11 protein-coding genes, 1 tRNA gene and 3 pseudogenes are annotated in these 16,501 nt (G+C 68.3%); 9 read left to right on the plus strand and 6 right to left on the minus strand.

The window, feature by feature from the left end; all coding sequences use genetic code 11:
• Nucleotides 1–121: 121 nt before the first annotated feature.
• A pseudogene (locus A5764_RS29980) lies at nucleotides 122–250 on the plus strand (winged helix-turn-helix domain-containing protein); the annotation flags it as partial.
• On the opposite strand, the gene A5764_RS28095 reads toward A5764_RS29980, so the two are convergent.
• Nucleotides 249–319: transfer RNA gene (locus A5764_RS28095), tRNA-Leu, on the minus strand. The pseudogene A5764_RS29980 and the gene A5764_RS28095 sit on opposite strands and share 2 nt — an antisense overlap.
• Here A5764_RS28095 and A5764_RS04865 point away from each other — a divergent pair.
• Nucleotides 314–1,183 (plus strand): BTAD domain-containing putative transcriptional regulator, encoded by an 870-nt coding sequence (locus A5764_RS04865; protein ID WP_231989612.1) that lies wholly within the window; start codon nucleotides 314–316, stop codon nucleotides 1,181–1,183. The two genes, A5764_RS28095 and A5764_RS04865, sit on opposite strands and share 6 nt — an antisense overlap.
• A 27-nt stretch (nucleotides 1,184–1,210) precedes the next feature.
• Here A5764_RS04865 and A5764_RS04870 read toward each other — a convergent pair whose 3' ends face one another.
• From A5764_RS04870 to A5764_RS29805, 4 genes and pseudogenes are all read right to left on the minus strand, one after another.
• Nucleotides 1,211–1,975, minus strand: coding sequence for an RNA polymerase sigma factor (locus A5764_RS04870; RefSeq protein ID WP_067109438.1), 765 nt, complete (start codon nucleotides 1,973–1,975; stop codon nucleotides 1,211–1,213).
• A 156-nt stretch (nucleotides 1,976–2,131) separates the two neighbouring features.
• Nucleotides 2,132–5,266, minus strand: a complete 3,135-nt coding sequence (locus A5764_RS04875; protein ID WP_067109441.1) for a serine/threonine-protein kinase — start codon at nucleotides 5,264–5,266, stop codon at nucleotides 2,132–2,134.
• Nucleotides 5,267–5,742: 476 nt separating this feature from the next.
• Complete coding sequence (locus A5764_RS29985) at nucleotides 5,743–7,308, minus strand: alkaline phosphatase family protein (RefSeq protein ID WP_369807274.1); 1,566 nt, start codon at nucleotides 7,306–7,308, stop codon at nucleotides 5,743–5,745.
• A 405-nt stretch (nucleotides 7,309–7,713) separates the two neighbouring features.
• Nucleotides 7,714–9,888: pseudogene (locus A5764_RS29805) on the minus strand (PE family protein); the annotation flags it as partial.
• Nucleotides 9,889–10,254: 366 nt separating this feature from the next.
• Between A5764_RS29805 and A5764_RS27195 the strand changes: the two are divergent.
• Nucleotides 10,255–11,289, plus strand: coding sequence for an ABC transporter substrate-binding protein (locus A5764_RS27195; protein WP_197501209.1), 1,035 nt, complete (start codon nucleotides 10,255–10,257; stop codon nucleotides 11,287–11,289).
• A gap of 150 nt (nucleotides 11,290–11,439) precedes the next feature.
• Here the strand turns inward: A5764_RS27195 and A5764_RS27200 are convergent.
• Nucleotides 11,440–11,598: pseudogene (locus tag A5764_RS27200) on the minus strand (glutathione peroxidase); the annotation flags it as partial.
• 78 nt (nucleotides 11,599–11,676) lie between these two features.
• Here A5764_RS27200 and A5764_RS04890 point away from each other — a divergent pair.
• From A5764_RS04890 to A5764_RS04915, 6 genes are all read left to right on the plus strand, one after another.
• Complete coding sequence (locus A5764_RS04890; RefSeq protein ID WP_067109450.1) at nucleotides 11,677–12,678, plus strand: MoxR family ATPase; 1,002 nt, start codon at nucleotides 11,677–11,679, stop codon at nucleotides 12,676–12,678.
• Nucleotides 12,679–12,695: 17 nt separating this feature from the next.
• Nucleotides 12,696–13,562: a DUF58 domain-containing protein gene (locus A5764_RS04895; RefSeq protein WP_067109452.1), complete on the plus strand. Its 867-nt coding sequence runs from the start codon at nucleotides 12,696–12,698 to the stop codon at nucleotides 13,560–13,562.
• The gene (locus tag A5764_RS04900; protein WP_067109455.1) at nucleotides 13,552–14,025 is read left to right on the plus strand and encodes a hypothetical protein; all 474 of its coding nucleotides are present in this window, start codon (nucleotides 13,552–13,554) and stop codon (nucleotides 14,023–14,025) included. The genes A5764_RS04895 and A5764_RS04900 overlap by 11 nt, the downstream gene beginning before the upstream one ends.
• Nucleotides 14,026–14,039: 14 nt before the next feature.
• Nucleotides 14,040–15,002, plus strand: coding sequence for a hypothetical protein (locus A5764_RS04905; protein ID WP_231989613.1), 963 nt, complete (start codon nucleotides 14,040–14,042; stop codon nucleotides 15,000–15,002).
• Nucleotides 14,999–15,928 (plus strand): vWA domain-containing protein, encoded by a 930-nt coding sequence (locus A5764_RS04910; protein ID WP_067109461.1) that lies wholly within the window; start codon nucleotides 14,999–15,001, stop codon nucleotides 15,926–15,928. Before A5764_RS04905 ends, A5764_RS04910 begins: the two co-directional genes overlap by 4 nt.
• On the plus strand, nucleotides 15,925–16,501 hold a 577-nt coding region (locus A5764_RS04915; RefSeq protein ID WP_197501210.1), incomplete at its 3' end, for a hypothetical protein. The genes A5764_RS04910 and A5764_RS04915, both read left to right, overlap by 4 nt.

Consider the following 16,501-nt stretch of genomic DNA (forward strand, 5'->3'; position numbering starts at 1 on the left):
GGTCAGAATGAAACCAGTGGATGTGATGGATCTAGCTTTCGGCGTGCTGGGGTCGCTGCAGTTGAGCGTGGGCGGCTCGCTTGTGCCGTTAGGCACGCCTAAGCAGCGGGCCGTGTTGGCGATGCTGCTGATCAACCGCAACCGCCCGGTCTCGCGGGAGTCGTTGATCAGTGCGACCTGGGAGGACTGGCCGCCGCCGGACCCGGTAGCCAGCCTGCACGCCTACGTGTCGAACCTGCGCAGGCTGCTGGGCACGGCGGGGGTCGACCCGCGCACCGTGTTGGCCAGTGCTGCGCCGGGTTACCAGCTCAGCGTGCCCGACGAAGCCTGTGATCTCGGCCGATTCATCGCAGAAAAGACAGCCGGGGTGCGGGCGGCCGCTTTGGGTCGGTCTGAGGAGGCCAGCGGCCACATGTCAGCGGCGCTGGCGCAGTGGCGTGGCCCCGTCTTGGGCGATTTGCGTGAGTTCCGGTTCGTCGAGGCATTCTCTGCCGCGCTCGTCGAGGAGAAGGTGGTCGCGCACACGGTACGCGTAGAAGCCGAAATCGCTTGCGGGCGGGCGTATTCGGTGATCGCCGAGCTGGAAGCACTCGTCTCCGAGCACCCCTACCGGGAACCGCTGTGGGCGCAGCTGATGACTGCCTACTATCTGGCTCAGCGTCAATCTGATGCCCTCGACGCCTATGGCCGGTTGAGAACGACGCTGGCGGAGGATCTGGGAATCGACCCCGGACCCATGGTACGTGGCCTGCACGATCGGATCCTGCGCCAGGAGCCGTTGGACGTCAAACAGAATGCGAGGGACAATGCCCTGGATATCGCCACCATCCTAGAGCGGCGCACCTCGGGTTCAGCGCCCTCGGAAAACTTGAAAAAAGCGCATCTTCGCGACGCTTCGGGACGATGTTATCCGCTGGACGCGGTGGCCACCGGGATCGGGCGGCTCGCCGACAACGACATCGTGCTCGACGCCCCGAAGGTCAGCCGACACCACGCGGTGATCGTCAACACCGGAACCAGCTTTGTGATCAACGATCTGCGGTCGGCAAATGGAGTGGAGGTGGCGCAGCAGCGTATTCGCGGCGCTGCCACGCTCACCGACGGTGATGTCATCTCCATCGCCGGCTACCGATTCAGCTTCGAAGTTGCAGCCGAAGAGAGACATGATCACCACCCGACGTGATGCAGCCCGCCGCCAACGCGGTGGGTCTCAGGCGGAGAGCTTTTCGAGAAATGCGGAGCCGAGCACGGCGACGGAGGTTACGACGTTGCGGCGATCGGCGTCGCAGGTCGGGCACGACTCGATGTGGCGGGCGATGCGTTTGCGCAACAGGATGGTGAACTCTCCGTTCCAGCCGGACAGGGTGGCCGCCAGCTCTGGGCATCCGTTTTGGGCGGCGCGTCGTGCCACCAGCAGCGCGCCCAACGCGCGTTCGATGGTGTCGCGCGCCCGCTGCTGAAGTTTCCTCGCGAAGTCCTGGCTGACGCCGAGGGCTTCGGCGAGGTCGGCTCCGCTCAAGCCGTGGCGGTAGGCCAGCTCCAGCACGGCGCGGTCGCGGTCGGACAATCCGCCGGCGGCCGCGGCGACCAGTTGCGCCAGTTCATTTTGGGCCGTCAGGGTAAACGGGCCGGGGCCGACGGACACGGTCTCGGGCAGCTCGTCGGTGGCGGGTTCGCGGCGGCGTTCGCGCACGATGCGCAGCGCGGCGTTGCGGGCGATGGCGTATAGCCACGGCCGCAGCTTGCCCGGGTCGCGCAACTTCCCCAATTCGACCGCCGCAGTGCAAAAGACGTCTTGCACGCAGTCGGCCGCGGCGTGGTGATCGCGCAAAAGTCCAAGGCAGTAGTTGTGGAGCCGATCGGAGTAGCGGCCATAGATTTCGGCGAACGCCGCGTGATCGCCGGCCGCGGCGGCGCTCGCCAGGTCCGCGTCACACGCGTCGCATACGTCATTGCGATCCAAAAGTGCGGTCATGCGTTGTCCCCTACATTCGCCACTCTGTCGTTCGGGCGTCGAAGTTGGCGCCGTGGATGCAAGCATCCGCCGGTTGCCTTGGCGCATTCTTGGAACTGTCCCGTCGGCCGTCGCGGGCCGGTGCCGCCGGGTGGGGACATGACGGATAAGGCCGCGCTACGAGAAGTCCAGCGTCTCGACCGTCGCGACCGCGCCTTCATGGGTCGGTCGGTTTGCGCCGCCGATGCAATACACCGTCCTGCCGACGGCGGCGACCACCTCGGCGTGGCGGGGCGTCGGCATCGGAGTCAGCGTGGTCCACTTGCCGTCGGCGATGTCGAACATGTCGGCCGCTGCGATCACCCGCGTCGGTTCCTCGCCACCGACGGCGACGATCCGGCCATCGATGAACGCGGCGCCGAAGCTTCCGTGCGGAGACGGCATGTCGGGCAGGGCAATCCACTTCCCGGACTTTGGATCGAACCGCTCGAACGCCGCGGAGTTCTTGTCTGAGGACAGGAACCGCCCGCCCAGCGCATAGAAGTAGCTGCCGTCCGACACCGCGGCCAGGTGTTCCCGCGGGGTCGGCAGGTCGGCTGCCTGCTTCCATGACTGCCCGTCGAATACCTCGGTCTGCGGGACGATCTTCTTGTCGTTCTGCCCGCCGGCGACGATGAGCTTGTCACCGACCACCGCTGCCGCCGCGGCTGCCCGAGCGTGGCCCAGGCTCGGCAGTTCCGCCCAACTGCCGCTGCGCAACACGAATACCTTGTTCGACGCTCGTGCGATGTTGTCACTCGCACCGCCGATTACGACGACCTGACCGCGATACGTCGCCGCCGTCGCGTGGTGCAGTGGGATCGGCAGTGACGGCTCCGTCTGCCATCCTCCGGTCTGCGGGTCATAGCTCTCCACCGTTTGGAGCACATCTCCCATTCCCATGCGCAGGCCACCAAAAATCCAGATCTTGTTGTCGAGCACAGTCCACGCCGGCTGCAATCTGGCGGTCGGCGCGTCCGGCAGGGACCGCCACTGCGACACCGGCTGGAGCTTGCGTGCCGCCAGCTTCAGTGCCTCCGCCGACGAGATCACCGGACTGTCGCCGACACCGGTCGATCCACCGATGGCATACACCGACTTCGCCACAGCGGCGACCGCCATGCCATGCCGCGCGGTTCCCATGTCCGGTAAGGCCGCCCACGTTTTCGTGGCCAGATCGAACACCGCCACGCTCTTGAGGACCTGCCCCGCAGCTAGGCCCCCGACGGCCACCAGCCGCCCGTCAGCGATTGCAACGCCGAGGTCGCTGCGCGCCTGCGGAAGGGCAGGCAATGACGTCCAGGTATTGGCGGCTGGGTCGTATGCCTCGACAGTCGTGACGTCCAAGTTCCCGTTGGTTCCGCCGACCGCGTACATCAGCTTGCCGTCCGACACCCCGCCCAGCATCTGCCGCGCGGTCGGTATCGCCGCGCCGAGCGTCCAGGTGTTCCCGTCGAAGATCTCGGTGGTTTTCAACAGCGCACCGTTCGCGTCTATCCCACCGGTGACGATGATGCGGTTGCCGACCACAGCGGCGGCGGCAGCGGCCCGGGGTTGCAACATGTGCGGCAGCTCCACCCAGCGACTATTCGCCAGCCGCCACATCCGGTCGGTTGCCGGCCTTTCGTTGGCGCCAGCGGCCTGCACGCCACCGAGCACCACCGGGTTCCCTTGCCACGTCACCGACATCGCATGCTCAACCGGAACCGGTAGATCGTCGCCTCCCTTCCACGTGTCGATGGCAGGGTCGTAGCCCTCGTGCCGCACGCTGACACCGCCGTTGCCATCAAGGCCACCGGAGATCCAGATCGTGCCATCGGATTGCGTCGTCGCCACCGCCGCGCGGGCGATGCGGGCGTTGGTGATCGGCTGCCACCCGGCTTGTGCCTCGGTGATGCTCGGTGCGCCCCCGCTGGCGTTGTCGGTGCCACCGCCGCTGATGTTGTCAGTGCGGCTGCCGCCGCGCGACATCACAAAGTAGACACCGCCGATCACCAACGACAACACCGCCACGGCGGCCAGAGCGACAAGCAGAATCCGTTTCTTGCCGGCGGGCCCGCGTCCGGGCACCGGCTGCGGCGGCGGCAGTTCCGATCCGGGGCCAGGCACGGCTCGCATGCTGGGATCGGTCACAGGGTTGACCGTCGATATGGCATTCGTCGGCACCTCGCCTGTACCGGCGGCCACGCCGCCGACGGGCTGCAGCGGCGGCCCAGACGTGCCTGACGGTCCGGGGCGGGGTGACGCCGAAACCGGCGGCTGGATGGTTGCGGTTGGTGCGCCCGGCGCGGTGTACGGCGGTTCAGACAGATCCGCCTCCCCGGGAGGGCGTTGGGAAACAGCCGGACTGCTCAACGGGTGCTCACCCGTCATGCTCGGAATGGCCATCGAATCCGGTGGCAACCCGTTGTGCCGCTGTGCTGCCTGCAGCTCGCGACCGAATTCCGCCGCCGACGCCTGCCGTTTTGCCGGGTCCAGCGACATCGCCCGCTCGATCACCGCGCAGACGTCGGCTGGGATTCCCCCGGGACGCATATCGGGAACCGGTGTGGTCGTGATCCGCATATAGTGCGTGATCAGATCCTCGCCGCTGTGACGCTCGTGGGCGGCGTTACCGGCGATGATGGCGTAAAGCGTGGCACCCAGCGAGTAGACGTCCGCAGCGACCGTCGGCTGACGTCCGGCCAGCACCTCGGGCGCGGTGTAGGCCATCGTGCCGGTGAAGAACCCGGTCGCCGTTTCGTACCCGCCGACGATGCGCGCGATCCCGAAGTCGGTGAGTTGCGCCTCGCCGTAGTCGGTCAAAAGCACATTCGCGGGCTTGATGTCTCGGTGCAACGTGCCGGCGTTGTGGGAGGTTTCCAGCGCCCCGCACAACTTGACACCGATCCGCAGCGCCTCAGGCCACGGGATCGGCCCAACCCGGCGCAGCCGCTGCGCCAGGGAGTCCGCGCTGTGGTACGGCATCACGATGTAGGGCCGGCCACTCGCGGTAACGCCCACCTGCAAGACGTTCACGATGTTCGGGTGGCCGGAAAGGCCCCCCATCGCGTAACCCTCCCGCAGAAAACGTTCGCGGTTGTCGTCATCGAGATCCAACGCCAGCACCTTGATGGCGACGGTTCGCCCGAGCGACGCCTGATGGCAGCGGTAAACCACGCCCGACCCGCCATGACCGATCTCGCAGGCGTCAGCGAATCCGGCGGCGGCCAACTCGGCAACGATCCCGCCCCATGCCGCGGTCGGGCCGTGATCAGTACCTTCTTCAGCCATTTGTGCCCCTGACGTTCAGTGTGAGGCGGATGACACGCAAGCACCAACACTATCGAGGAGAGGCTCACAGCTAACCGATATCGTCGGTCAACATTCGCTCAAGTTATGACTCTGAACAGCCCCACTCTATTTCGGCTGTTCAGCGCCATTTTTCGGGCATAGGCGGGCGAGCAAGGGCCAGATTTACCGGCACTTCACCGGCGCGCGGCGGGTACCCCGGCGGCTGGCAAACCCCAGCCACACCGGCTGTTCGACGGGCTGAAGCCGTTATGCGAAGAAAGACGAGACCTGCCCGACAGTGTTTCGGCTGATGGTTGACAGTTGCGCCGAGGCGGCTGCAACAAGGGTGCCATGAGTGGATGGTCCGGCACCCTTGTCAAACCGACGTGGATAAGGGCATCTAATGAATGTGCTTGTCCCACAGGCTGGTTCCGACTATCAGCTTCGAGCGGCCCCGCGCCAACCGGGACAGGCTATCAGCTCCTCCAAAATTCGTTCATGGGTTGGGCGTACATGTCGTTGGCAGTCAGGGGAACCAGAGCTCCCGGCGTAGGACTCAAGGCGTCTTCCAGAGTGGCCATCAGGCCGTATTCGTCGTAGCGGCCGGTGGCGATGAAGTGCCCGGATTGCATCCCGCCGAGTGTCACGGCGCCCTGGTTCGGGATGACGATCATCGGAACGTGGTTGCCTTGGTTACCGATGCCCAGTGACAGGTTGTTGTAGTCCTCGTCCCACGTGATGATGATCGCGTCCCTCTGCGTCGGGTCCGTCCAGGTGTTCGAGCCCTGAATGGTGGAAACCTGTTGCTGGACGAACTGGTCGCCGGCCGCGACGTTGTATTGGTGGGTCGTGAGCTGGCTGCCAAGGAAGTGGGCAATGTCAGTAGGAGAACTGACAGGGCCTTCCATGTTGTTGGCCTCGTTGGCGGCCAGCCACGCGAAATGCGGTGCGGTGATTGGGTTCTGCAGATCGGCACCCAACTGCGTCAGCGGAAGCAGGTGCGTCGGCAGGTAGGTGGGGTTGGGGTTGCCATAGACGTAGTTGAAAGTTGCAAACGGTAATTGGTCGACGCTGTAGTCCCCCGACGACACGATGGCGCCCGGGTAAGGCATGCTCTGCGCGTAGCCGGCCCACGTGACGCCCGTCTGATCCATTTCTTGCATGAGGCTGGGTGCGTTGATGGAGTTCGGGGGCGGGTTGTAGTCGATGCCGAAGTCCGATCCGCCCAGGATCCGGAAGTAGTTGGGGTCGCTGGGGTGGCCCAGCGCGTAGTAGTTGTTCGCGTATCCGTAGGTGTTGATCAGGGCGTTGATGTAGGGCGCGTTGGGGCTGCCGAGAATGTCGCCGACGCCATGGTTTTCCATGTAGATCAGGAACACATGATCCAGTTGGCCGACGTGGGACGTCGGCACGGTGAGCGGCGCCGGGGTGAGGCTGGGATCGCCGACGGTGAACGACAGGTTGTCGACGAAGGCGTCGTTGTAGTTGCCCAGGATCGGGTTGTGGTCGGCGAAGGTCGCGGTCACCACGGCTTTGGTGGTGCCCGCCGGGATCGTCCCGGAGATGTCACGCGCCTGGAACCCGGTGATTCCCAGGCGATCTAGCGCCGTGACGGGCCCGATCGACCCGCTTCCCAGAGCGACTCCGTTGGCGTTGAGGAAGGTGACCTGCACCGAGGTCGAGGACGGGTCGACAAGGTAGCCGCCCAGCATTCCACTCAGCGTGTACGGCATTGTGCCGGCGTTGATTTTGCCGGAAGCGGCGGCGAGGTTGACGGTCTGGCTGATGGTGGATGTGCCCACCGGTCCGCCGCCGGCGAAATTGTTGCCGCCGCCCAGGGGCGGGGTGCCGGGAAAGCCCAGGAAACCGGGCAGGTCCGGGAACGGGAACGAGACGGGCAACGGATAGCCGCGCGGGGTGCCGTAGGAGATCACGGTCGGGGTGCCGGTCACCGTCCAGCCCGGAATGGTCACCGAGCTGTAGCCCGACCCGGACGGGTCGGCGATTTCGAAGCCCGAGTTGACGAGCAAGTTCTGGCTCATCGGCAATCCGGGGATGCCGTTTCGGCCAAGCAGCAGCCCGCCGGTCCCCACTGTGCCGGGGCCGCCCAGCAGCGCGACGGTCGCGGCGTTGCCGCCGTTGCCGCCGTTGCCGCCGTCGCCGAGCAGGCCTGCACTGCCGCCACTCCCGCCGTCTCCGCCGCTGTAGGGCGAGGTGGGGGCGACGTCCGCGCCGGCCCCACCGGGGCCGCCATTCCCCAACAGCGCCCCGCCAGTCCCGCCGTGGCCGCCCGCCCCACCGGGGCCCGTTTGGGCGAATCCGCCGGGCCCGCCCCCCCCGCCGCCGCCGACAAACGTCGCGCTGCCGCCGACGCCGCCCGGGCCGCCGGGGACCGGTCCTGAGGTTGTTGCCGCGGTGCCGCCCGGGCCGCCGGCACCGCCGGAGCCCAGCCAGCCGGCGGTGCCGCCGGGCCCGCCCGCGCCGCCACCGCTGCTAGCCGACCCGGTTCCAAGTATCGATCCGCCGGGTCCACCGGACCCGCCGGTGCCCAACACCGTGCCGCCGGCGCCGCCGGTCCCGCCGGTCCCACCGGTGCCCTGGCTGCTGGCGCCGCCGTCGCCACCGGGCCCACCGATACCGAACAGCGGGCCGCCGCTGCCGCCGGGTCCGCCGGACCCGCCGTCGGATTGTATGGAGGCGCCGCCGACCCCGCCGGTGCCGCCGCCGGCGCCGACGAGCCCACCGAGCAATCCTCCGGCCCCGCCCGGTCCACCGGCGCCGGGCCGCAAACCACTGGTTAACTGACCTGTTAACCCACCGGTGCCGCCGACGCCGCCGGAGCCGAAGAATCCGCCGGGGCCGCCGGCCCCGCCGCTGCCGCCGTCCCCGTCGGCCCCGAAGGCGGCGCCGACTCCGCCCGCACCGCCCGGGCCGCCATTACCGAACAGCCACCCGCCACTTCCGCCCATGCCGCCGGCCCTGCCGGGGCCAGACGCCCCGAACCCGCCGGCCCCGCCGGCGCCGCCGGCGCCCAGTAACCCGGCGGGGCCACCCGGCCCGCCGGGCAGGCCGTTCGCGCCGGAGCCACCGGCCCCGCCGTCACCGAGCAGCCACCCGCCGGGCCCCCCACTCGCCCCGCTGCCCGCGGCGCCGGGAGCGCCATTGCCGATCAGCGGGCGCCCGGTCAGCGCCAGGCTGGGCGCGTTGACCACGTTGAGCGCCGCCGCCGGCAGCAACAGCCCGTTGGCGCCGTTGCCGCCCGCCGGCGTACCGAGCCCGCTGGTCCCGGCGGTCCCGCCCAGACCGAGCAGCACGGCCCTGCCGCCGTTCCCCCCGCTCCCGCCGGCGAAGCCGGCGGCGCCCTGCGCGCCCGCCCCGCCAGCGCCGCCGTTGCCGACCAACAGGGCACCGGTACCGCCAGGCCCGCCGGCCCCACCGGCCCCGGCCGACGCGAACCCGCCTGCGCCACCGGCCCCGCCGAAGCCGAATAGGCCCGCGTCACCGCCGGCCGCGCCGTGGCCGCCGGTGCCGTTGCCAAAGTTGTTGCCGCCGGCCCCGCCCGAGCCGCCGGAGCCCAGCCAACCGGCGTGGCCGCCGACCCCGCCGGGCCCACCGTTGCCGGAAAAGCTGACGCCGCCCGTGCCGCCTGGGCCGCCGTTACCGAACAGGGGGCCGGCCGCGCCGCCGGGCCCGCCGGCACCGCCGCCCCCCACGTCACCCAACCCGCCGGTGCCGCCCGCGCCGCCAGCACCGGCCAGCGAGCCGCCGGGCCCGCCTGCCCCGCCCGCACCGCCGGTGTCCCCGGCTCCGCCGACCCCGCCGGTGCCGCCGCCGGCGCCGACCAGCGCACCGAGGAGTCCGCCGGTGCCGCCGGTGCCGCCGGCTCCACCGGTCCCGGACAACGCGAACCCGCCCACTCCGCCGGCGCCGCCGGCGCCGAACAACCCACCGGCCCCGCCGGGGCCACCGGCTCCACCGGTTCCGACGGGCGCGAACCCGCCGGGCCCGCCGGCTCCGCCGGTGCCGAACAGCAACCCGCCTTGGCCGCCTGGACCGCCGGCTCCGCCGCCGCTGCCTCCGGTCCCGCCGGCCCCGCCGGTGCCGATCAACCCCGCGGACCCGCCAGCGCCGCCGTTGCCAGCAGCCGCGCCTGAGCCGCCGGCCCCGCCGTCACCGAGTAACCAGCCCCCGGCCCCGCCGTTGGCCCCGGTCCCGGGGGCACCGTTGGCGCCGTTGCCGATCAGCGGGCGCCCGGTCAGTGCCAGAGCTGGCCCGTTCATGGCGGCTAGCAGGCTTTGCTCAAGGGGCTGCAGCCCCAGGGCTTGCAGCAACGATCCGTTCACGGCCTCGGCGGTGGCGTATGAGTCCCCACCCGCGCTCAATGCCTGTACGAACTGCTCCTGGAACGCCGCCGCCTGCGCGCCGAGAGCCTGATAAGCCTGCCCATAGCTGCCGAACAACCGCGCGATCGCGCCCGACACCTCATCGGCGGCCGCCGCCTCAATTCCCGTGGTCGCCGGGGCCGCCGCCGCGGCCGCCTCCCTGATCGCCTCGGCGATTCCGGTCAAATCCGCCGACGCCGCGGCCAAAGCCTGAGGTGCTGCGATCAGCAAAGTCGACATTTGCGGCTCCCATCAGGTAAACGGGGCGGCTCGGACCGATAACTTTATTGACAGAAACCAGGAATGTGAAGACCAACACTTCTTTGTCGTCGCGCACGCCTGAGAACGGATCAGATCTGCTCGGGTTGACCGCGCCGCGGAGACGTTAATCTCTTGCCGCACAGGGCAATTACGCATTGTCGTGACATGGCGAGATCTGCCGCAGTCGCGGCGCGGAATTCCATGAATCGGCACAACCGGGAGGGCACCGGCGGCCGCCGGTGTACTTTCCGACCGTCGCGGCGGACGAACCCGAACGATCCAGTACGCGTGCGGGTGTTGGCAATGGTCAGCTCGCGGTTGTTCGACTCGCTTATGTTTGTGGGTGTGGCAGCTCGCGCCGTCCTCGTTACCCCTGTGTCGGGGCCGCTGGCCAGATTCGGGAAAGCAGGAGCGAGCGCCCTTGCTCTCTGGGCCGACCGTTCCGGAGTAAGCCTGGAGGTCATCGACGCTTACCCTTCCGCGGCATCCGCGCTACGGGCCGCCGAGGCTGGCCGGCCCGACGTGGTGTTCGGGCCCTACGGTTCGGGGCCCGCGCTCGCGGGCGTGGCCGCCAGCAAAGGGATCGTCTGGAACCACGGGGGCGCCACCGGCCGGCTGGCGCGCCCGGCGCATCCGCGTGTCGTCAACGTGTCGTCTCCCGCTTACCGCTATCTGGCCGCTGTGCTCGAAACGCTTGTGGCCGACGGTCTTGGTGAGCGGGCGAAGGTGGTAATAGTGCATGTCGACACGGGGTTCGGCCGCGAGGTGGCCGAAGGGGCGGCGATGGCTGCGCGTCGACTTGGTCTGCGGCGGCGGTCGGTCACTTTTCGGCCAGGCCGGGTGAGAGACGTGCTGGCGCACGTCCCGGCGGGCGATGTGCTGTTATCGGCCGGTTCCTTCGACGACGACGTCGCCATCGCGCAGTGGGGGAGCGAACGCCGTTGGCGTGCAGTTGGATTGGTGGCGGCGGGGGTCGATGAGCTCCGGCATGCCATCGGTGATCTCGTTGAGCGGCTTTACGGACCGTGCCAGTGGTTTAACGACGGGACAGATCATCCCGTAGACGGGCCTAACAGCAAGTGGTTCAGCCGTTGTTACAGGGACGCGAACAGTACTGAGCCGCCCTATCCGGCTGCCGCGGCCTTCGCTGCGGGTGTCGTTTGGCAGCGCTGCGTGCACGAGGCCGGCACTGTTGCATCCTTGCCGGTGCTGGCCGCGTCACAACGACTCGATACCACTACCTTGTTCGGTCGGTTTCGTGTCGACCCGGTCACCGGCGTGCAAACCGGGCATCAGATTCGCGTCGTTCAGTGGCGGGACGGTCAGCGGGTGCTGGTTGATCGGCCGCATCGTCGGACTGATGCGCAAGGCCAGCGCTGAATGGCGTGAGCACGCCTCGAGCTGGACTTCGCCGACGATGGCGGTCAGCCGGTACCCCGATGCATCAGCTGTTGGACAACGGTCTTGAACCGATTCCACCGCAGGCGACTCCCTGTCGATGGCCGACACGGTCTACTACGCCTCCGTACTGGCCAGCTTCTCTAATGCTGTGTACTGCGGAGTGAGTCCGCACTTGGAGGCTACGTTCACGATCAGCGTTGCGCCGTCAGACAATTCGGCTAACGGGGTCGGCTTGCCGTCGAGGGTGGTCAGGGCGATGTCTTGAGGTGAGGCCGATGCCGCTAACACTGCCCGCGTCGTCAAAGCGCCGAGCCCAGAGGCGCGCCGACGTGTCAAAAATCGGCGCCCGGGTATCCCAGCGGGCATATGACTACAGCTCGAACACAACCGGATCAGCGCGAACTCGACGCCATCCGCCGGATCGTAGACGCCATCTCCGAGGCGTTCACAGCCAAGATCGTCGGGCAGCGCGACCTGAGGGAGTCGTTGCTGATCGGGCTGCTCACGGGCGGCCACATCTTGCTCGAAAGCGTGCCCGGCCTGGCCAAGACCACCGCCGCCAAGGTGCTCGCCGAATCGATTCACGGCCGCTTCCATCGCATCCAGTGCACGCCCGACCTGCTGCCCAGCGACATCATCGGAACCCAGATCTATGACTCGGCGACCAACTCGTTCATCACCCAACTAGGTCCGGTGCACGCCAACATCGTGCTGCTCGACGAGATCAACCGGTCCAGTGCGAAGACCCAGAGCGCGATGCTCGAGGCGATGGAGGAGCGCCAGACCACGATCGCCGGGCAGGTGCACCCCCTCGCGGATCCGTTCCTGGTCATCGCCACCCAGAACCCCGTCGACCAGGAAGGCACCTACCCGCTGTCCGAGGCGCAGACCGACCGCTTCCTACTCAAGGAGGTCGTGCGCTACCCCTCCCCGGAGGAGGAGGTGGAAGTGATGTCGCGGATCGACGCCGGCATCTATGACAAGGGCAGGCCCACCGCACCGGTGGTCAGCCTTGACGACGTGCTGCGCCTGCAGGACGTGGTGCGCCACGTCCACATGGATCGCGCGCTGATGCTCTACGCCAGCCAACTGGTCGACGCCACCCGCCACCCCACGCGGGCGTTGCCCAAGCAGATCGCGCGTCTGATCGAGTACGGTGCCAGCCCACGGGCCACGATCGCGTTCTGCAAGGCGGCCCGGGCGCAGGCGGTGTTGTCCGGGCGTGCGCACGTGCTGCCCGAGGACATCGCGAAGCTCGCACACCGGGTGCTGCGGCACCGGCTCATCCTGGGATTCGAAGCCGCCAGCGCCGACATCACGCCCGAGGTCGTCATCGACGCCGCGCTACGGGCCGTCCGGGTGCCCTGAGGCGCCAGAAGGCCATCTTGGGCAAGCACCTCAACCGGGCGAAGGCTCATTTCGGCACCGATACCCGTGGCCTGCTCGAAGGCGGACGCTACGCGCTATTGCATACGCGCAGCATGGAATTCGATGACTTACGCCCGTATGTTCCCGGCGACGACGTCCGTGACATCGACTGGAAGGCCTCCGCGCGTTCGGGCGGCGTGCTCATCAAACGGTTCGTTTCCGAAAAGCACCACAAGATCCTGCTCGTCGCCGACGCCGGTCGCAACATGTCGGCGCTCGCCCCGAGCGGGGAGTACAAACGCGATATCGCCGCGCACATCATGGGTGCGGTGGGGTTGATCGGCCTACGGCGATCCGATCAAATCGGCACGGTTTACGGCGACCGCCGCGGCTCGGTGAATATCCCCCAGCGGCGCGGCGAGTCGCACATCGAGGGACTACTGCACCGCTGGTACCAGCACTCCACGACCGACCCCGGCCCCAGCGACGTCACCACCCAACTTGAGTACGTCGCAACGCATTACCGACACACCATGCTGATCATCGTGGTGTCCGACGAACCTGAAGTCGACGACCGGCTCAGCGCCGTGCTCGCCAGACTGAGCGGGCGCCACGACATCATGTGGGCGATGGTGTCGGATATGCCCGCGGTGGGGCCCGACAACACCGACGGGTACGACGTCGCCACCGGTCGCTTTGTCCTGAATGGAGCCGACCTCGGCCCGCGGGTCGTCGCCGCTTACCGCCGCGCCGAGCGGGATCGGCGCAATCGGCTCGATGCATTTATGACCGGTCACACGATTCCCCACGCCACTATCGCTGGCAGCAATGACATTCGGCGTGAACTCGTCCGCCTAACCGAGGTGACCGCTCGTGCCGGATGACCTGCTGCGCCATGTATTCGGTCCGCAGCCCTACTCTTCGTGGTGGCTGGTGTGGGCCCTGCTCTTGGTCCTCGCCGTCATTGGTTGGTATGCAGGCGTTTTCGTGTGGACGCTGCCGTCACATCGGTTGCGGCGGATCCCCGTCGCGCGGCGAGTGCACGCCTGGTTGATTCGCAATCGGTTTGCTCGCTGCGTGCAGGGCATCGCAGACGAGCACGACGCCGGGCGGATGTCGGCGCCGGCGGCGTGTGCGGCGATCGGTCGTACTGTGCGCAGCTTTCTGCATCAAGCGACCGGCGTGCGGGCCCAGTACCTGCACGTCGGCGCCCTGGCCGACGTGAACTTGGCCGCGGCCGCGCCGCTGCTGGCCCGCCTCGGTGACGGGCAGTTCAACGCGGAGGCACGGGTCGACGTAGCCGACATGAGCGCTCGGGCGCAGGAGTTGATCCGCTCGTGGATCTGAAGTGGTGGCCGGTCGTGGCCCTCGGATCCGCGTGCTTCGTCGCAGCCGTCGCGCTGGCCGCGTTGCTACCCATGACCGCTGCACGCAGGCGGCTGCGTCCGTTGGCCAACGTCGAACGGCTGACCCGGTTGCCTGAGTACGCGAAAGTGGCCCGGCTGCGGTCGCTGTCAACGGTTGTCACCTTGGTGGTACTGACGGTCATGTTCGGCGCCGCCACCTGGGCTGCGGCCCGTCCGACCGTGGCGAGCAAGGATTTCGACGTCGCTCACCCCGAGGACATCATGCTGTGTGTCGGACAACCGGTAACCGATCCGGCGACGGCCGACCTGTTGGACTACTTCGCGCGGCAGGCCACCACGTCCCCTCTGGGCCAACGCATCGGCCTGACATCGGTCAACCGCCGTCTGGTGCCGCTGACGCGCGACCATCAGTACGCCGCGGCGCGATTCGGCGAGTACGCCCAGGCGCGTGCGGCACAGTCGGCGTCGTTCGCCCCACCGGTGCCCTACACGGACTACGCGGCGACCGTGAACGACCTTCTGGCGCTGTGTATCTCAGGATTCCCTCCCATCGACAAGCGCGGCACGCACCGGCGCTCGGTGATCTACCTCGGACCCCCGGATCTCCGTGCCGGGGACTCGCGGGCCGCACTGTTCAACGACAATGGTGTGCGGGACCTGACCGAACGGGCCGGGGCCCAGGTCAACGTGGTCGACACGGCTCCGTCGTCCGCGAGTGGCGCATTGATCGCGCTTACCGAGCAGACCGGCGGCCGGTACCTCGTGCCGGGACCGAGATCGGTGACTGGGGCCATCAATAAGGCACTCAACGAGATTCGGGCGCACGCCCCGCCGGCGCGCAGAGCCGACGGCACCGTCGTGACAGCGGACTTCCAGGATGCGCCGGTGGTGCCGCTGGTGATCGCGTTGCTGTCGGCGGCCGTGCTCTCGGTGGCCCTATTGGTGTTGCGCCGATGACGTTTGAGCCCGTGCTGCCCTGGGCGATCCTGGCCGTCGTCGCCGGCGCGCTTGCCCTGGCCCGCCTGGTGGCGCTGTGGCGGGTACTGCTGTCGAATACGGCGGGCCGCACGCGTGGCCGAGCGGTCCTGCGGTGGAGCGGCGTGACTCTGGCGGTTTTTCTGATCATCGCTGCGACCACCCGCCCGGCGCTTCGCGGCAACGAAAACCGTTACGACGCGACGCCAGCGATCGGTGAAAACCTCAACGTGTTCGTCGTCGTCGACCGGTCGGCCGACTCGGGCGTCGAGGATTATGGTGCCGGTGAACCGCGGATCGCGGGGATTCGCGACGACATCGCCGCGTTGATCAAGCAGTACCCGGCGGCACGGTTCGCGGTCATCGGCTTCGCCTCGCGGGCCTCGCTGAATTGGCCGCTGTCCGGGGACGTCTGGAGTCTGCGCCCGACAATCGCGGCGCTGAGCTCCCAAAGTGCAGGTTCGGACGTGGACGCGAACGCGGCGGGCAATCTGCTGCGATACCAGCTGATCGAAGCGGCGCAGCAATATCCGGGTTCGCGCAACGTCGTGGTCTACTTCGGTTCCGGCGCGCCCGGGTCGCGCGCGCCGCAGGGCGACTTCGACCTCATGCGCGGATCGGTGGCCGGCGGAGCGGTGCTCGGCTACGGGCGCAGCGACGCGATCGACGAAGCCGAATTGCGGCGAATCGCAGGGCAACTCGGCGTGCACTACCTACACAGGGATCCCAGTCAGCCGCTCCGGCTGGAGCTGCCGCACGGCACCGGTACTGGGGCTGACACTGGCGAACGGAGCGAGCTGTATTGGCTACCTGCGCTGCTGGCAGCGGGGCTGTTGCTCAGCGAGATCTACCTCTCGGTGCGTGAGTTCCGACGCGGCCGCATCGCCCGACGGGACTTGACATCATGACGCGCGGACCGGCGCGGTTGCGGCTGCGGCGGCGGCTGCTGATCTACTCAGCCCCGCTGACCGTCGTCGCGCTGGTGGTCATCATCAAACTGCTTTCCGTTGTGGTGGCGGGCAATTCGGCTGCCTCGGCATTCGCGCGCGGTGACGGGAACGCGGTGCGAGCCGATGCGGCGGTCCTCGGCGTGGCCAACGTGGTGGAACCGGCGAGGGCGCCCTTCGCCGCGGGCGCCGCCGCCGTGCTCGACGGCCGGCTCGGCGATGCCGACACCTACTTCTCCGCCGCCCTTGCCCGCACGGACGCCACCCAATCCTGCCCGGTGCGAGTCAATCTCGAGCTGGTCCGCGAAACTCAGGGCGACCGGTCCGCGGCGGCAGGAGACCGCGCACGCGCCGAGGAACGTTATGCGAGCGCGGTGGCCATCGTCGACGCCGCGCCGCATACCTGCTTCTTCGGCAACAACGACCCGGATCCGCAGCGGCGGTCCATCCGCCATGACGCCGCGAACCGGTTGGCGGCCAAGAGGGCCGCTCTAAATGCCCCGCCACCAGCGGTGCTACCGCCCCCACCGCCAC

This window comes from Mycobacterium sp. 852002-51057_SCH5723018 (assembly GCF_001667035.1).
Taxonomy (GTDB): domain Bacteria; phylum Actinomycetota; class Actinomycetes; order Mycobacteriales; family Mycobacteriaceae; genus Mycobacterium.